Source organism: Sphingomonas sp. PvP018 (genome assembly GCF_017876865.1).
GTDB lineage: Bacteria > Pseudomonadota > Alphaproteobacteria > Sphingomonadales > Sphingomonadaceae > Sphingomonas > Sphingomonas aerolata.
The window spans coordinates 2,560,961-2,576,109 of sequence record NZ_JAGIOU010000001.1 but is presented as its reverse complement, the minus strand read 5'-3'; the positions used below and the strand labels follow the sequence as shown (position 1 = coordinate 2,576,109).

The window sequence follows — 15,149 nt, the reverse complement described above, 5'->3', positions numbered from 1 at the left end:
CTGATCATTCCTCGGGAGTGTCGCGCAGGGCGGCCTCGACCTCTTCGGCCGTGATTCCGAACGCGGCGGCCAGCGCGGCGATCGACGCGCCGCGGGCGGCGAGCGTGCGGATGCGGGCGGGGTCGACGATCGTCGTATAACCGCGCGTGTCGCGTTCGGTCTTCGTCTCCTCGCCGCTGCGCGCACGCGCGCCCGAGCGGCGGCGCTTGGCGATCTTGAGCGCTTCCTCGTCATTGGCAGGCGGTGCGTCGAGACGCGCGCGGATCCGCTGCGCTTCCTCGACCCGACGGGCTTCGCGCGCACGTTCACGGTCCTGCGAGAGCGCATCGCGTTGCGCGGCCCGCGCTTCGGCGCGTTGATCGGTCGCGGCGAGGCGGTCCTGCGCGCGCTGTTCCCGCTCGCGTGCACGCTCTTCGGCGCGGCGGGCAGCGCGATCCGCGGTGCCCGGCAGCAACGGGCCCGGACCGCGGTCGTTCAGCGGCCAGGCCGATGCGGGGCTGGATTTGGGGAGCGATCTCGGCGGGCCCCAGCCGTCGGTCATGTCATGTCCTGTCGTCACCGGTGCGCCGCGCGCGACGCGAAAGCCGCGCTGCTATGCGATGGCGTCACCGGTGACAATCAGGCGGTCGGCTTAGGCGGACGCGGTTTCCAGCGCCGGATAGTCGATATAGCCCTCGGGGCCCTGGCTGTACCAGGTCTTCGGGTTATCCTGCGCCAGCGGTGCGCCGGTGCGCAGGCGCTCGGGCAGGTCGGGGTTCGCGATGAACGTCCGGCCGAAGCTGATCGCATCGGCATCGCCCTTGTCGAGCTCGGCCTGCGCCTTTTCGAGCGTGTCATAGTCCGAGTTCACGACCAGCACGCCCTTGAAGACCTTGCGGATCGCCGGGCTGAGCTTCGGCACGTCGGTCTTTCCGAAGGTGCCGTCGGGACCCGGCTCGCGCAGCTCGAGGAAGGCGATGCCGAGATCGGACAGCGCCTTGGCAGCGGCGGTGAACAGCGGCTCGGGATTGCTATCGTCGACGCCCTGCGAATCGCCGTTGGGCGAGAGACGGACGCTGGTACGATCGGCACCCGCGACCGAGATCACGCGCTCGGTGACTTCGCGCAGCAGGCGGATGCGGTTCTCGATGCTGCCACCATACTCGTCGGTGCGGCTGTTCGCATTGTCGCGCAGGAACTGGTCGATCAGATAGCCGTTCGCGGCGTGGATCTGGACGCCGTCGAACCCGGCCTCGAGCGCGTTCTTCGTCGCCAGCTCATAGTCGTTCAGCAGCCGCGGGATCTCGTTCAGTTCGAGCGGACGCGCGACCTCGAAATCCTTCTTGCCCTCGAACGTGTGCGCCTGGCCTTCGGTCTTGGTCGCGGACGACGAGACGGGCTGGCCACCGATCACCGAGGAATGGACCTGACGGCCCATGTGCCAGAGCTGCGCGATGATGCGGCCGCCGGCGGCGTGCACCGCTGCGGTGACGGGCTTCCACGCGGCAACCTGGGCATCGGTCCACAGGCCCGGCGCGAACGGCCAGCCCAGGCCTTCGCGGCTGATGCCGGTGGCTTCCGAGATGATCAGGCCGGCGCTGGCGCGCTGCGTGTAATAGTCGATCATGAGGTCGGACGGGACGGCGTCCTTGTCCGAACGCCCGCGGGTGAGCGGCGCCATGAGAATGCGGTTGGGCGCTTCTACGGCGCCGAGCGTGATGGGATCGAAAAGGCTTGGCATGGGGGCTCCTTAATGCCTGACGGGGGCAAGATAGGACGCTACAGCGCGGCATGCATCGCCCCGCCCCGCAAAGAATATCTAGCGTGCCCGAAACGCCGACGGCGACGACGACCGGCGCCCCCGGCACGCTCGCGTTCGGCGCGCTGCTGATCGCCAATGTCGCGCTCGCATTCGGGCCGTGGTTCGTCCGCGCGACCGAGGTCGGACCGGTCGCGGCAGGGTTCTGGCGGCTGATGCTGGCGGTGCCGTTTCTCGTCCTGCTGGCCGCGCAACAGGGCGCGCGACCGACGCGGCTCGGGCGCGGCGTCTGGATCGGGCTGATCGCGGGCGGCGTGTGCTTTGCCGCGGATCTCGGCAGCTGGCATCTCGGCATCCTGCGCACCACGCTCGCCAATGCGACGCTGTTCGGCAATGCGGCGACGCTGATGTTTCCGATCTACGGGTTTCTCGTCGCGCGAACCTGGCCGACGCGGACGCAGGGCTGGGCGCTGATGCTCGCCGCAGCGGGCGCGGCGCTGCTGCTCGGACGCTCCTATCAGCTCGATGCGAAGAACCTGGCGGGTGACCTGCTCTGCATCCTCGCGGGGCTGCTCTACACGGTGTATTTCATCCTGATGGCGCGCGCGCGGACGACGCTTGCCCCCTTGTCCGCGCTGGTGCTGTCGACATTGGCGGGCATCGTGCCGCTGCTGGTGTTCGCCCTTGCGATGGGCGAGCGGATCGTGCCGGCGCAATGGGGGCCGCTGATCGGGCTCGCGCTGTGCAGCCAGGTGCTGGGCCAGGGATTGATGATCTATGCGCTCGGGCGGTTTTCGCCGCTGGTGATCGGCATCGCGCTGCTGATCCAGCCGGTCGTCGCAGGGACGGTCGGCTGGCTGGTCTATGGCGAGCGGCTCGGCCTGCCCGATCTGGCCGGCGTGGTGATGGTGGCGATCGCGCTGGTGCTGGTCCGCCGGACGCCGGCGGATCGCCCCCCTATTGAAGAGGCGCTCGACACGCCTGATCTTGGACGGCAGGAGACGGTATGACCCAAGACCTCACGCTCGACGAAATCCGTTCGCTGCTCGCCCCCGGCATCGCCGCCAATGCGGCGTTCGACGGGTGGAGCGACGCGGCGCGCGACATGGCGGCGGACGCGGCGGGGATCGACCGCGACGTCGCCGCGCTGGCCTTCGAACATGGGCCGGTCGACATGATCGACGCCTGGTTCGCCGATATCGACGTTGCGATGCTGGAAAGCGTGCCGCCCGAACGGTTGTCGGCGATGAAGATCCGCGCCCGGATCGCCGCGCTGGTCGAGGCCCGGCTGCAGGCGACCGCCGCCGACCGCGAATCGCTGCGCCGCGCGCTGGCGATCCTCGCGTTGCCGCAGAATCTGACCAAGGCGGGGCGGCTCGGCTGGCGGACGGTCGACACGATCTGGCGCGCCGCGGGCGACGTCGCGACCGATTACAATCATTATACCAAGCGGACGATCCTGCTCGGCGTCTATGCCGCGACCGTCACCGTCTTCCTCGACGACGACAGCGAGGGGTTTGCCGAGACGCGGGCGTTTCTCAGCCGGCGGATCGACGGCATCATGCGGTTCGAAACCGCAAAGTCGGGCTTTCTCAAGCGGACAGAGCATGGCTTCAGCCTGTCGCGGTTCGTCGGGCGGTTGCGCTATCCGGTGGCGTGAGCCGGTCGCGGCGCGCCGTCACGCGGCGATGGAATGCACGCAATCTGCGTCAAGTGCGCGTGCCGGGGCTTCCCTTGGCGATCCGTTACTGATAATCAGTCGCATCATGGACACTCGCCCCGATCGTTCCGTCAGTCTCGAAACGCTGCCCCGCAAGCAGCATGGCATCGTCGCTGCGATCGACTGGGCCAGACTGGCAGGCCCGGAGGCACGCCGGTTGCGCGAACTTGGCTTTGACGAGGGTGTCGATGTCGAGGTTCTTCACCGCGCGACGCTGGGCCAGGGTCCGATCGCCTGCCGGATCGGCCGGATGACCGTCGCATTGCGGCGTGCGGTCGCAGGTGCGATTCGCGTATCACCCACGCCAGCCGCCGCAGAATAATCAGCCTGACATTATGAACGCAGCACCGCTGGTCGCGCTGGTCGGCAATCCCAATGCCGGCAAGAGCGCGCTGTTCAATGCGCTCACGGGTGCGCGGCAGAAGGTCGGCAACTATCCAGGCGTGACGGTCGAGCGCAAGGCCGGACGGCTGACGCTCGACGACGGCCGCCCGGTCGAGCTGGTCGACCTGCCCGGCGCCTACAGCCTCGAGCCCTCCTCCCCCGATGAGCGCGTCACGCGCGACGTCGTCACCGGAACGCAGGACGGCGAACGCCTGCCCGACGCGCTGGTCGTGGTCGTCGATGCCGCCAATCTCGACAATCACCTGCGCTTCACGCTCCAGCTGATCGCGCTCGGCCTGCCCGTCGTGGTGGCGCTCAACATGGTCGATCTCGCCGAACGCGACGGGTTGAAACTCGACGCGGCGGTGCTTTCGCGCGAACTCGGCGTGCCAGTGATCCCGACGGTCGCGGTCCGCAAACGCGGGCTCGACGCGCTGCGTGCGATCCTGACGCAGACCGTCGTCAACGGTCCGATCCGGCTGCGCAAATCGGATGGCAGTGTGCAGGACGACATCGTCACGCTGCAGCGGCGCGCGCGCGACATTGCGACGGCCGCCACGTTGTCCGAGACGCCGGTGCGGCGCTGGACGCACATGCTCGACGGGGTCGCGCTGCATCCCATCGCCGGGCCGGTGCTGCTGCTGGCGATCATGTTCCTGATGTTCCAGGCGGTGTTCAGCTGGGCGCAGCCGTTCATGGACCTGATCGACGGCGGCTTCACGGCGCTGCAGGCGTTCATCACGTCGGAGCTTCCCGATTCGCTGCTCCGGTCGCTGCTGGTCGACGGGGTGATCAAGGGCGTCGGCGCTGTGATCGTGTTCCTGCCGCAGATCCTGATCCTGTTCCTCTTCATCCTCGTGCTCGAGGCGAGCGGCTACATGGTCCGCGCGGCGTTCCTGATGGACCGCGTGATGGCGAGCGTCGGGCTGTCGGGGCGTGCATTCATCCCGCTGCTGTCGAGTTTCGCCTGCGCGATCCCCGGGATCATGGCGACGCGGACGATCGACGACGAGAAGGATAGGCTGACGACGATCCTGATCGCGCCGCTGATGACCTGCTCCGCGCGGCTGCCGGTCTACACGCTGATCATCGGCGCGTTCATTCCCAACACGCAGGTGCTGCCGTTCGTCGGCCTTCAGGGGCTGGTGATGCTCGGGCTCTACGTGATGGGCATCGTCGGGGCGTTCGTCGCCGCGCTGGTGCTGCGCCGGACGGTGACCAAGGGCGTGTCGTCGGGCTTCATGATGGAGATGCCGAAATATCAGTGGCCGCAGTGGCGCGACGTCGGCATCGGCCTGTGGAGCCGCGCGCAGATCTTCCTGAAGCGTGCGGGCGGCATCATCCTGGTGTCGACCGTGATCCTGTGGGTGATGCTGAGCTTTCCCAAGCCGCCTGAAGGCAGCAAGGTGTCGCCGGTCGATTATTCGGCGGCGGGACGGATCGCCAACGGCATTGCCCCGGTGTTCGCGCCGATCGGCTTCAACCGCGACATCGTGCTTGCACTGATCCCGGCGATGGCCGCGCGCGAGGTTGCGGTCGCGGCGATCGGCACGGTCTATGCGATCGACGATCCCGACAGCAACCAGGGCGGCAAGGCGATGGTCGAGAATCTGCGCGGCCGCTGGACCCTGCCGACCGCGCTCGCCTTCCTGATGTGGTTCGTATTCGCGCCGCAGTGCATCTCGACGATCGCCGTCACGCGTCGCGAGACGAACGGGTGGAAATGGCCGGCGTTCATGGTTGGCTATTTGTTCGCCGCCGCCTACATCATGGCCGGAATCACATATTGGCTGGCGGTGTTCGCCGGCCTCTGAGGGGCATCATGGCAGGCAGCGTCAACAAGGTCATCATCGTCGGCAATCTCGGCCGCGATCCCGAAAGCAAGCAGTTCCAGAACGGCGGCAAGGTCGTCAATCTGCGCATCGCGACGTCCGAGTCCTGGAAGGACAAGATGTCGGGCGAGCGCAAGGAAAAGACCGAATGGCATTCGGTCGCTATCTTCAACGAAGGCCTCGCCAACGTCGCGGAGAAGTATCTGCGCAAGGGCTCGAAGGTCTATATCGAGGGCGCGCTCCAGACCCGCAAATGGCAGGACGCGCAGGGCCAGGACAAGTATTCGACCGAGATCGTGCTGCAGGGCTTCAACAGCGTGCTGACGATGCTCGACGGCCCGAATGGCGGCCAGGGCGGCGGCGCAGGCGGTGGCGGTGGTAGCCGCGGCGGCGGCGACGACTGGGCCGGCGGCGGCAACGACTTTGGCGGCGGCTCGTCGGGCGGCGGCGGTTACGGCGGCGGCGGTGGCCGCTCGGCGCCGTCGGGTGGCGGCAGTGGCGGCGGCGCGCGCGGCGGCAGCTTTGGCCAGACCGGCGGGTTCTCGGACGATCTCGACGACGACGTGCCGTTCTAAGCGTCGTGACGCCACCCGTTTCGACTCCAGTAGCGCCGAGCGTGTTCGACGAGGCGGCGCGATCACGCGTCATCTCGTCCTACGATGTCGCGGGCGCGCGCATGCAGGGTGAGCTGGACGACATCGTGTCGTTCGCAGCCCGGTTGTGCGATGCGCCGATCGCGCTGCTGAGCCTGGTCGAGGAGGAATATCAGCGGTTCCTCTCACGCAGCGGCACCGATCTCGACCAGACGCCGCGGAGCCAGTCCTTCTGTGCGCATGCGATGCACCATCACGACGTGATGGAAGTGCCCGACGCGCAGGCCGATCCGCGGTTCGTGGACAACGCGCTCGTCACCGGTGCTCCGCATGTCCGCTTCTATGCGGGGGCGCCTCTGGTATCGAGCGAAGGCGTGCCGCTCGGCGCGCTGTGCGTGCTGGCGACGACGTCGCGGGCGGGGCTTACGCCGTTCCAGCGTGACGGGCTGACGCTGCTGGCCAAGGCGGCGATGGGGCGGCTCGACGATCGCCGGACCGCGCGCGAACAGGCCTTTGCCGAGGCGCGGGCGCGGCGTACGCTCGAGGCGAGCGATCTGCGGTTCCGGACTCTGGCCGACACGATGCCGCAGATGGTCTGGTCGACGCTGCCCGACGGCTTCCATGATTATTACAATGCGCGCTGGTACGAGTTTACCGGCACGACGCCCGGCACGACCGATGGCGAGGGCTGGAACGACGTGTTCCATCCCGAGGACCAGGACCGCGCCTGGACGATCTGGCGCCATTCGCTCGCCAGCGGCGAGCCCTATACGATCGAATATCGGTTGCGGCACCGGGACGGCACCTATCGCTGGGTGCTCGGCCGCGCGCTGCCCGTGCGCGACGACCAGGGCGCGATCACGCGCTGGTTCGGGACCTGCACCGACATCCACGAGCAGAAGCTCGCCTATGAAGAGCGCGAGGTGATCAGCCAGGAGCTGAGCCATCGGATCAAGAACATCTTCGCCGTCATCGCGGGGCTCATCGCCTTTTCCGCGCGCGGCAAACCCGAATTCGCCGGGATCGCGACCGACCTGCGCCACCGCATCACCGCGCTGGGCCGTGCGCATGACTTCGTCCGCCCGCACAGCACACAGTCGCGTCCGGAAGCCCCGCAGGACAGTCTGAAGGGCCTGCTGGGCGATCTGTTCGAACCCTATCGGCAAGACGGGACGGATCGTCTGGTCGTGATCGGCGACGATGTGCGGATCGACGACCGTTCCGCGACCCCGCTCGCCCTGCTGTTCCACGAGCTCGCGACGAACGCGACGAAATACGGCGCGCTGTCGACCGTCGATGGGCATGTCGCGCTGACGATCGGGAATGACGGGGACGGCGCCACGGGCACGGTGCGTCTGACCTGGCGCGAGCAGGGTGGCCCGCCGATCGCGCACCCGACGAGCCATAAGGGTTTCGGCAGTCAACTGATCGAAATGAGTGCGGTCCGACAGTTGGGCGGCACGGTACGGCGCGACTGGCGTCCCGAGGGGCTGTGCGTCGAGATCGGGGTCCCCCTGCCCTCCTTCTGCCGCTGACCGCGCGGCCTCCCCGTCAGTTCCCGCGCCGTCGGATCTGGATCAGTTCGCTACCGCCGCGTAGCGCCTGACCCGTGGTCGCCAGTTCGGCGGCGGCAAGGATCGCGGCATCGTTGAACGGCTTGCGGATATAGCCGAGGCAATCGGCGTCGCCGATCTGGCTGGGATTGGCGGTGACGAAGACGATTTTCACGCCGTGATCGCGTGCAATCGTCTCCGCAATCGACGGACCGGTCGGACCGTCGCGCAGATTCACGTCGACAAAGGCGAAATCGCATCCGGCCGCGGCGACGAGCGCGGTTTCGCGGTCCGCCGCGATCGCCACGACGTGATATCCGGCGTCGATCAGGATCCTTTCGAGATCCAGCGCGACGAAGATTTCATCTTCAACGATCATGGCGGTCTTGGTCATTGTCGTGGCAACCGTTGGCCGGGCTATCCGTTCCTTCGGTTTATTGATTTGAATCAAGAACCTGTAGCGAATTGAAACAAATAACCTGTGTTACCGGGGGAACGCCCGGGTCATGCCCCCGGTTCGCCCCGCAACAGGAACACGGCGTGCTCGGCGAGCAGGTTGGCAGCCGCCGACGTCGTCTGCTTGTCGCCCGACAGGAACCAGGCACCCTCGACGATCACGCCGCGCTGCCGGAGGAAGGCGCGGAAGTCGTCGATCGTGACGTGATGGATGTTGGGAGTGTCGTACCAGCTTTCGGGCAATTGCCGCGTGACCGGCATCCGCCCGCCCCACAGCAGCGACAGCCGCACGCGCCAATGCGCGAAATTGGGAAAGCTGACAAAGGCGCGCCGACCGATCCGCAGCAGATGGTCGAGCACCAGATCGGGCGCGCGCGCGGTCTGCAATGTCTGGCTGAGGATCGCATAGTCGAAGCTGGCATCGGGATAGCCCTGCAGGTCGACATCGGCGTCGCCCTGGATCACCGACAGGCCGCGGCCTACCGCCGCCGCGACGTTGCCCGGATCGATCTCCAGCCCGCGCGCATCGACCTCGCGCTCGTCGCGGAGCGCCGACATCAGCGCGCCGTCGCCGCATCCGACGTCGAGCACGCGCGACCCACGGGCCACGTGATGCGCGATGATCCCCAGGTCGGCGCGCAGCGTCTCCTGCGGCGTCGGGGTGCTCATGTCCCTGCCCTCAGAAATCCGTCGACGACGCGGTTGAGCTCGGGCGCCTCGAGCAGAAACGCGTCATGGCCGTACGGGCTGCTGAGCTCGACGAAGCTGACCGGTGCGCCTGCGGCATTGAGCGCCTGGACGATGCTGCGCGATTCCGCGGTCGGATAGAGCCAGTCGGTGTCGAAGCTGACGAGGCAGAAGCGCGCCCTGGTGGCGCGAAAGGCGTTGGCGAGCAGCCCGCCATGCTCCTCCGCAAGATCGAAATAGTCCATCGCGCGGGTGATATAGAGATAGGAGTTGGCGTCGAACCGGTCGGTAAAGGCGAGGCCCTGATGCCGCAGATAGCTCTCGACCTGGAAATCGGCGTCGAAGCCGAACGACTTGGCGTCGCGGGCCTGCAGCCGCCGCCCGAACTTCTCGGTCAGCCCGGCTTCCGACAGATAGGTGATGTGCGCCGCCATCCGCGCGACCGCGAGCCCCGCGGTCGGCGCGGACTCGTCGTGATAATCGCCGCCGCGCCAGTTCGGATCGGCCATCACCGCCTGGCGGCCAACCTCGTGAAAGGCGATGTTCTGTGCGGTGTGGCGCGCGGTCGATGCGATCACGACACAGGCGCGGACCCGGTCGGGGAAGGTGGCGGGCCAGCTCAGCGCCTGCATCCCGCCCATCGACCCGCCGACCACCGCCTGCAGCACGTCGATGCCGAGATGGTCGAGCAGCATCGCCTGTGCGCGGACCATGTCGCGGATCGTGATGACCGGAAATCCCATCGCCCAGGCGCGCCCGGTCGCGGGGTTGATCGTCGCAGGCCCCGACGAGCCCATGCAGCTGCCGAGCACATTGGCGCAGACGACGAAATGCCGCGCGGGATCGATCGGTCGCCCCTCACCAACCATGCGCGTCCACCAGCCGGGCTTGCCGGTCCGCGGATGCGTCGAGGCGACATGCTGATCACCGGTCAGCGCATGACAGATCAGGACCGCGTTCGAGGCGTCGGCGTTCAGCGTGCCATAGGTTTCATAGGCAATGTCGACCGGCGACAGCAGGACGCCGCCATCGAGCCGCAACGGTCCCGGCAAGGTCACGCGACGCGCCAGGCCGAAGCGCGCGTCGGTCGTCCGGTCGGGATCAATCGTGTCGAGCATGACGCGTCCGCTACCACAACCATTTGCCACTGCGCCACACCGACCGCTATGCCCCGCGGCCATGACAAACATCATGCCCGCACCCACGCCGAAGCCCTGGATCCTGGGGATCGCGCCGTACACGCCCGGTCGCTCGACGACCGATGATGGCCGCACGGTGATCAAGCTGTCGTCGAACGAGAACCCGCTCGGGACAAGCCCCGCGGCCAAGGCCGCGTTCGATGGCGCGGATCACACGCTCGAACGCTATCCCGACGCCAGCGCGACCGCGTTGCGCGAGGCACTGGCGGCGCATTACGACCTCGATCCGGCACGCGTGATCTATGGCACCGGATCGGACGAGATCCTGCATCTGGTCGCGGGCGCCTATGCGGGCCCCGGAGACGAGATCATCCACGTCCGCTACGGCTTTGCGGTGTACGAGATCGCAACGCGGCGCGTCGGTGCCGAGCCGGTCGTCGTCGACGACCACGACTATGCGACCGATGTCGATGCGATCCTCGCCGCAGTCACCGAACGCACCCGCGTCGTGTTCGTCGCCAACCCGAACAACCCGACCGGCACCTTCACGCCGCGCGCCGAGATCGCCCGGTTGCACGCCGGCCTGCCGCGCTCGGTGCTACTCGTCCTCGACCAGGCCTATGCCGAATATCTCAGCCCCGAGGAGGATGACGCGGGCCTCGCGCTGGCGATGACCGAGGCGAACGTGCTCGTCACGCGGACCTTCTCGAAGATCCACGGCCTGGCCGCCGAACGGATCGGCTGGGGCTATGCCTGCGCGCCGATCATCGATGCGATGCACCGCATCCGCGCGCCCTTCAACGTCACGACGGCGGGCCAGGCGGCGGCGGTCGCGGCGCTGGCGGATACCGGCTTCGTCGATGCGACTCGCGCGCACAACGACCGCTGGCGCGGCTGGTTCGTCGAGCAGGTCGCGCAGATGGGCAACGCAGGGCTTCGCTGTGTACCCTCCAAGGCGAATTTCGTGCTCGTCCTGTTCGAAGGTCAGCTGACCGCCGACGCGGCCTATCACGGGCTGATGGAGGCGGGGTATATTGTCCGCTGGCTGCCCGGACAGGGCCTGCCCAACGCGCTGCGTATCACGATCGGCACCGAGGATGAGACGCGCGGCGTGATCGCGGCGTTGCGCGCGCTGGTCGAGCGGGGCTGATGTTGCCGTTCGCACGCGTCACGATTCTGGGACTGGGGCTGATCGGATCGTCGATCGCGCGCGGCGTGCTGCAGGCGATGCCGACGGTGCGGCTCACCGGCTATGACGCCGATCCCGCGGTGCGTGCGACCGCGGACCGGCTGGAGCTGTGCCACGATATCGCCGACACGGCGGGGAGTGCGGTGATCGACGCCGATCTGGTGATCCTGTGCGTCCCCGTCGGCGCGATGGCGGCGGTCGCGGCGGAGTTTGCCGCGGACCTGCCCGCCGAGGCGATCGTCAGCGATGTCGGCAGCAGCAAGACCGAGGTCGCACGCGTGCTGGCGGAGGCGCTGCCGGGCGCGACCGTGATCCCCGCGCATCCGGTCGCTGGCACCGAACGCAGTGGGCCCGAGGCGGGGTTCGCGACACTGTTCAACCATCGCTGGTGCATCGTCACGCCCCCCGAGGGCGCAGAGCCGGCTGCGGTCGAGCGGGTCGCCGAATTCTGGCGGCGGCTGGGCGCGCAGATTGAGTTCATGGCCCCGGATCATCATGACCGGGTGCTGGCGATCACCAGCCATCTGCCCCATCTGATCGCCTACACGATCGTCGGCACCGCGAGCGACCTTGAAGAGGTCACCCAGTCCGAGGTGATCAAATATTCGGCGGGCGGCTTTCGCGACTTCACTCGTATCGCGGCATCGGATCCAACGATGTGGCGCGACGTGTTCCTGACCAATCGCGAGGCGGTCCTCGACATGCTGCAGCGTTTTTCGGAGGATCTGAGCGCGCTGCAACGCGCCATCCGCTGGGGCAAGGGCGACGAGCTGTTCGACCTGTTCACGCGCACTCGCGCGGTACGCCGGTCGATCGTCGAACAGGGTCAGGACGACGACGCCGCCGATTTCGGCCGCGCGCACGACTGACCCCATTTGAGCGGCACCAGCGGCGTCAGCCGTCGAGCGCGTTCATCGCCGCATGGACGCGCGCCTCGGCCTCCTCGCGCTTGAGACCGGCGGGGACGACCTCGCCGAAGCGGAAGGTGATGACGCCTGCGCGCTTGGGCCCCTTGCGCGGCCAGACGGTGCCGCTGTCGCAGGCGATCGGGACCGTCGGCATGCCGAGCGCGCGGTAGAGGCCCGCAAAACCCGGCTTGAGCGGGGGATGCTCGCCGGGTGCGACCCGGGTGCCTTCGGGGAAGATCAGGACCGAGCGCCCGGTCGCCTTGGCCGCGATCGCCTCGCGCATCATGTTGCGCAGCGCCTTGGCCGACGCGTCGCGGTCGACGACGATCGCACCATAGCGTCGCGCCGCCCATCCCCAGGCGGGGATGTCCGCCAGTTCGCGCTTGAGAACGATCGCCGGGCCGTCGAGCAGCGCCTGAAGCTCGAGCGTCTCGAACATCGCCTGGTGCTTGCACGCGTAGAAGGCCGCGCCGTCGGGCCTCGTCCCCTCGATCCGGATCCGGATGCCGAGGATCCAGCGCGTCGCCCAGCGGTGGAACCGCGTCCACACCGTCGAATGGACGATCACCGCGCGCGACCCGAACAGCGCGCTGATCGGCACGGTCAGCACAATCGGCGCCGAGATACTGTAAAAGACGATCATGAAGACGATCGTTCGCAACCAGGCGATCATGCGCCAAATCCTATCCACAATGCGATCCGTCGCAGGATCAACTTGTTGTATTCGTTGACCAGCGTCCCGAGCCGCGGCGTGCCGGGGACGCCATCGCCGAGCACCAGCACCCGCGGCCCGAGCACTGCGGCAAGCTCCATCTTGGCGCGCGGGACATGCCAGTCCGAGGTGACGAGGCGCACGGTACGATAGTCGTGCATCTTGACCCAGCGCGCGGTTTCCTCGGCATTCGACCGCGTATCCACCGCATCCGCGCCGAGATCGACGCAGCAGGCGAAGACGCTGGGCGAGGTGCGATATTCGAGCGCGAGGTCGATCGGGCGGACGCCCGGCGCGACTCCGGTCACCAGCATCCGCTTCGCCTGGCGGTCGCGCAGCAGGGACAGACCGCGATCGATCCGCCCTGCCCCGCCGGTCGGCACGACGATCGCATCGGTGGTCGAGCCGTTGAGCGGCGGCGGCAGGAGCAGCATGAACGCGGCGAACCCCAGCGCCCAGACGAGCACACCGACACCCAGAAGGCGGACGATCACAAGGTCGTCCTCATCGCGCGCACGATCGTCGCGCGCGCGGCGACCATCGCCAGCACGATGAACCCGACCGGCATCGCGCCCAGCGTGGCCCAGTCGGTCGAGGACAACCGCCCCCCGTCGAGCAGTTCGGAGCCCAGCCCCTGCAACCGGGTCATGATCAGCAAAATGACGGCAATCGCGACGCCGGCACCGGCCACGCCGCCGATCGCGGCGTCGATCGCCACCCGACGCTGGAAGAGACGCGCGACCTGCAGATCGGTCGATCCCAACATGTGCATGACCTCGATCGTCGCGCGGTGCGTTTCAAGTCCCGCGCGTGCCGCCAGCACGACCACCGCCGCGGTCGCGCCCGCCATCAACAGGACGATACCGAGCGCGAGCAGCGTCAGCGAGCGCATCACCCCGCTGACGGGTGACATCCAGGTTTCGTGCCGGTCGACGCGCGCGGTCGGCGCAACGCCGCGAACCGCGCGCGCGACCGCTGCGACCGCGGCATCGTCCTGGCCGCCCAGATCGACGTCGATCATCGCCGGCACGGGCAGCCCCGGATCGGCGCCGTCGCTGCCGAGCCAGGGTCGCAACAGCCGCGTCAGCTCGGCGCGATCGACCGCGGCGACGCGGGTCACCTCCGGCAGCGTCCGCAGCGTCGCGAGGACGCGGGCGGCACTGGCATCACGCCGAACCGGGTCGCCGTCGATGATCTGGACCGTTAGCCGTCCCGCCAGCTGACGATCGAGCGCGCGCGCGGCACCAGCGGTCCCCAGCCCGAGCGCGGCGGCGAGCATGGTAAGGAACAACATGATCGCCATGACCCAGGTCATGGCACGGACGCCGCCAGCCTCGTCGAGCACGCGACGTTCGGATGCGCGGCTCATGGCTCGGCCCGGGGCGATGGGGGGTACTGCAACGACCCGGTCGGATCGAGCAACCGGCCGTGATCGAGCCGCATCATCTGCGCGGTCGGAATCCGGTTGAGAAGGTGCAGATCATGCGTCGCGACCACCACCGTCGTGCCGAGCTTGTTGAGCGATTCGAACAGATGGAGCAGCCGCTCGGCCATGTCGGGATCGACATTGCCGGTCGGCTCGTCGGCCACGAGCATCTCGGGCCGGGCGATCACCGCGCGGGCGATCGCGACGCGTTGCTGCTCACCACCCGACAGCGTCGCCGGTCGCGCCTCGGCGCGTTCGGTCAGGCCGACCCAGGCGAGCATCTCCTCGACCGGTTGGCGCAGATCCGCCTCGGGCATCCCCGCGACGCGTAGCGGCAGAGCGATATTGTCCCAGGTCGACAGATGCGGGACGAGCCGGAAATCCTGGAACACCACGCCGATGCGGCGGCGAAACCCCGGCATCCGGTCACGCGGGAGCAGCACGGCATCCTCGCCGAACAGCCGGATCACGCCGCGGCTCGGCCGCTGCGCGAGATAGAGCAGCCGTAGCAACGACGTCTTGCCCGCGCCGCTCGCGCCGGTCAGAAAGTAGAAGGCGCCGCTGCGCAGCGTGAACGAGATGTCGGACAGCGTTTCCGCGCCGGTGTCGTAGCGCAAGCCAACATTTTCGAACTGCACGATATTCGCCATGAAATTGGTCGCGCCCGCCCGAGTTCGCCTGTGCCGTGAGCCTCGCTTTCGCATGAAAGCGCGCGCGGCTTCAAGCTGGCGGCCATCTGCAGCGCGGCAGACAGCATCCGGGCGCATGATGCTTGCCACGAGCGGGGGCCACGTGCTTAGTTTGACGGCGAA

At 68.0% G+C, this 15,149-nt stretch carries 17 protein-coding genes; 8 read left to right on the top strand and 9 right to left on the bottom strand.

Annotated features, from left to right (window positions below; genetic code table 11):
• Positions 1 to 4 precede the first annotated feature (4 nt).
• Together J3A66_RS11310 and J3A66_RS11305 are read right to left on the bottom strand one after the other, a co-directional pair.
• Positions 5 to 541, bottom strand: a complete 537-nt coding sequence (locus tag J3A66_RS11310) for a hypothetical protein (RefSeq protein ID WP_245336804.1) — start codon at positions 539 to 541, stop codon at positions 5 to 7.
• A 90-nt stretch (positions 542 to 631) separates the two neighbouring features.
• Positions 632 to 1,720, bottom strand: coding sequence for an alkene reductase (locus J3A66_RS11305; RefSeq protein WP_209568962.1), 1,089 nt, complete (start codon positions 1,718 to 1,720; stop codon positions 632 to 634).
• A 50-nt stretch (positions 1,721 to 1,770) separates the two neighbouring features.
• Here J3A66_RS11305 and J3A66_RS11300 point away from each other — a divergent pair, with 50 nt between their 5' ends.
• From J3A66_RS11300 to J3A66_RS11275, 6 genes are all read left to right on the top strand, one after another.
• The gene (locus J3A66_RS11300) at positions 1,771 to 2,748 is read left to right on the top strand and encodes a DMT family transporter (protein WP_209568960.1); all 978 of its coding nucleotides are present in this window, start codon (positions 1,771 to 1,773) and stop codon (positions 2,746 to 2,748) included.
• Positions 2,745 to 3,398, top strand: a complete 654-nt coding sequence (locus tag J3A66_RS11295; RefSeq protein ID WP_107931032.1) for a COQ9 family protein — start codon at positions 2,745 to 2,747, stop codon at positions 3,396 to 3,398. Before J3A66_RS11300 ends, J3A66_RS11295 begins: the two co-directional genes overlap by 4 nt.
• A 106-nt stretch (positions 3,399 to 3,504) precedes the next feature.
• On the top strand, positions 3,505 to 3,780 hold the full coding sequence (locus J3A66_RS11290) for a FeoA family protein (RefSeq protein WP_031394931.1): 276 nt from the start codon (positions 3,505 to 3,507) through the stop codon (positions 3,778 to 3,780).
• 13 nt (positions 3,781 to 3,793) lie between these two features.
• Complete coding sequence (locus tag J3A66_RS11285; RefSeq protein WP_031439774.1) at positions 3,794 to 5,656, top strand: ferrous iron transporter B; 1,863 nt, start codon at positions 3,794 to 3,796, stop codon at positions 5,654 to 5,656.
• A gap of 8 nt (positions 5,657 to 5,664) precedes the next feature.
• Positions 5,665 to 6,249 (top strand): single-stranded DNA-binding protein, encoded by a 585-nt coding sequence (gene ssb, locus J3A66_RS11280; RefSeq protein ID WP_056406676.1) that lies wholly within the window; start codon positions 5,665 to 5,667, stop codon positions 6,247 to 6,249.
• A gap of 101 nt (positions 6,250 to 6,350) precedes the next feature.
• The gene (locus J3A66_RS11275) at positions 6,351 to 7,802 is read left to right on the top strand and encodes a PAS domain-containing protein (RefSeq protein ID WP_209570481.1); all 1,452 of its coding nucleotides are present in this window, start codon (positions 6,351 to 6,353) and stop codon (positions 7,800 to 7,802) included.
• Positions 7,803 to 7,818: 16 nt separating this feature from the next.
• Here J3A66_RS11275 and J3A66_RS11270 read toward each other — a convergent pair whose 3' ends face one another.
• The 3 genes from J3A66_RS11270 to J3A66_RS11260 form a co-directional block, all read right to left on the bottom strand.
• Positions 7,819 to 8,214: a response regulator gene (locus J3A66_RS11270; protein WP_209568958.1), complete on the bottom strand. Its 396-nt coding sequence runs from the start codon at positions 8,212 to 8,214 to the stop codon at positions 7,819 to 7,821.
• Positions 8,215 to 8,324: 110 nt separating this feature from the next.
• Complete coding sequence (metW, locus tag J3A66_RS11265) at positions 8,325 to 8,945, bottom strand: methionine biosynthesis protein MetW (RefSeq protein WP_209568956.1); 621 nt, start codon at positions 8,943 to 8,945, stop codon at positions 8,325 to 8,327.
• Complete coding sequence (locus J3A66_RS11260) at positions 8,942 to 10,081, bottom strand: homoserine O-acetyltransferase (protein WP_209568954.1); 1,140 nt, start codon at positions 10,079 to 10,081, stop codon at positions 8,942 to 8,944. The genes metW and J3A66_RS11260 overlap by 4 nt, the downstream gene beginning before the upstream one ends.
• Positions 10,082 to 10,154: 73 nt before the next feature.
• Here J3A66_RS11260 and hisC point away from each other — a divergent pair, with 73 nt between their 5' ends.
• Both hisC and J3A66_RS11250 read left to right on the top strand, forming a co-directional pair.
• Positions 10,155 to 11,252: a histidinol-phosphate transaminase gene (gene hisC, locus J3A66_RS11255; protein ID WP_209568952.1), complete on the top strand. Its 1,098-nt coding sequence runs from the start codon at positions 10,155 to 10,157 to the stop codon at positions 11,250 to 11,252.
• Positions 11,252 to 12,160 (top strand): prephenate/arogenate dehydrogenase family protein, encoded by a 909-nt coding sequence (locus J3A66_RS11250; protein WP_056673245.1) that lies wholly within the window; start codon positions 11,252 to 11,254, stop codon positions 12,158 to 12,160. The genes hisC and J3A66_RS11250 overlap by 1 nt, the downstream gene beginning before the upstream one ends.
• A gap of 25 nt (positions 12,161 to 12,185) precedes the next feature.
• Here the strand turns inward: J3A66_RS11250 and J3A66_RS11245 are convergent, their stop codons facing one another.
• From J3A66_RS11245 to ftsE, 4 genes are read right to left on the bottom strand one after another with little or no spacing between them, the layout of a single operon-like run.
• On the bottom strand, positions 12,186 to 12,872 hold the full coding sequence (locus J3A66_RS11245; RefSeq protein WP_056406671.1) for a 1-acyl-sn-glycerol-3-phosphate acyltransferase: 687 nt from the start codon (positions 12,870 to 12,872) through the stop codon (positions 12,186 to 12,188).
• The gene (locus J3A66_RS11240; protein WP_209568950.1) at positions 12,869 to 13,405 is read right to left on the bottom strand and encodes a YdcF family protein; all 537 of its coding nucleotides are present in this window, start codon (positions 13,403 to 13,405) and stop codon (positions 12,869 to 12,871) included. Before J3A66_RS11240 ends, J3A66_RS11245 begins: the two co-directional genes overlap by 4 nt.
• A complete protein-coding gene (locus tag J3A66_RS11235; RefSeq protein ID WP_192069375.1) occupies positions 13,402 to 14,280 on the bottom strand; it encodes an FtsX-like permease family protein in 879 nt (292 codons plus the stop codon). Before J3A66_RS11235 ends, J3A66_RS11240 begins: the two co-directional genes overlap by 4 nt.
• The gene (ftsE, locus tag J3A66_RS11230; protein ID WP_056406665.1) at positions 14,277 to 14,987 is read right to left on the bottom strand and encodes a cell division ATP-binding protein FtsE; all 711 of its coding nucleotides are present in this window, start codon (positions 14,985 to 14,987) and stop codon (positions 14,277 to 14,279) included. The genes J3A66_RS11235 and ftsE overlap by 4 nt, the downstream gene beginning before the upstream one ends.
• Positions 14,988 to 15,149: the final 162 nt, after the last annotated feature.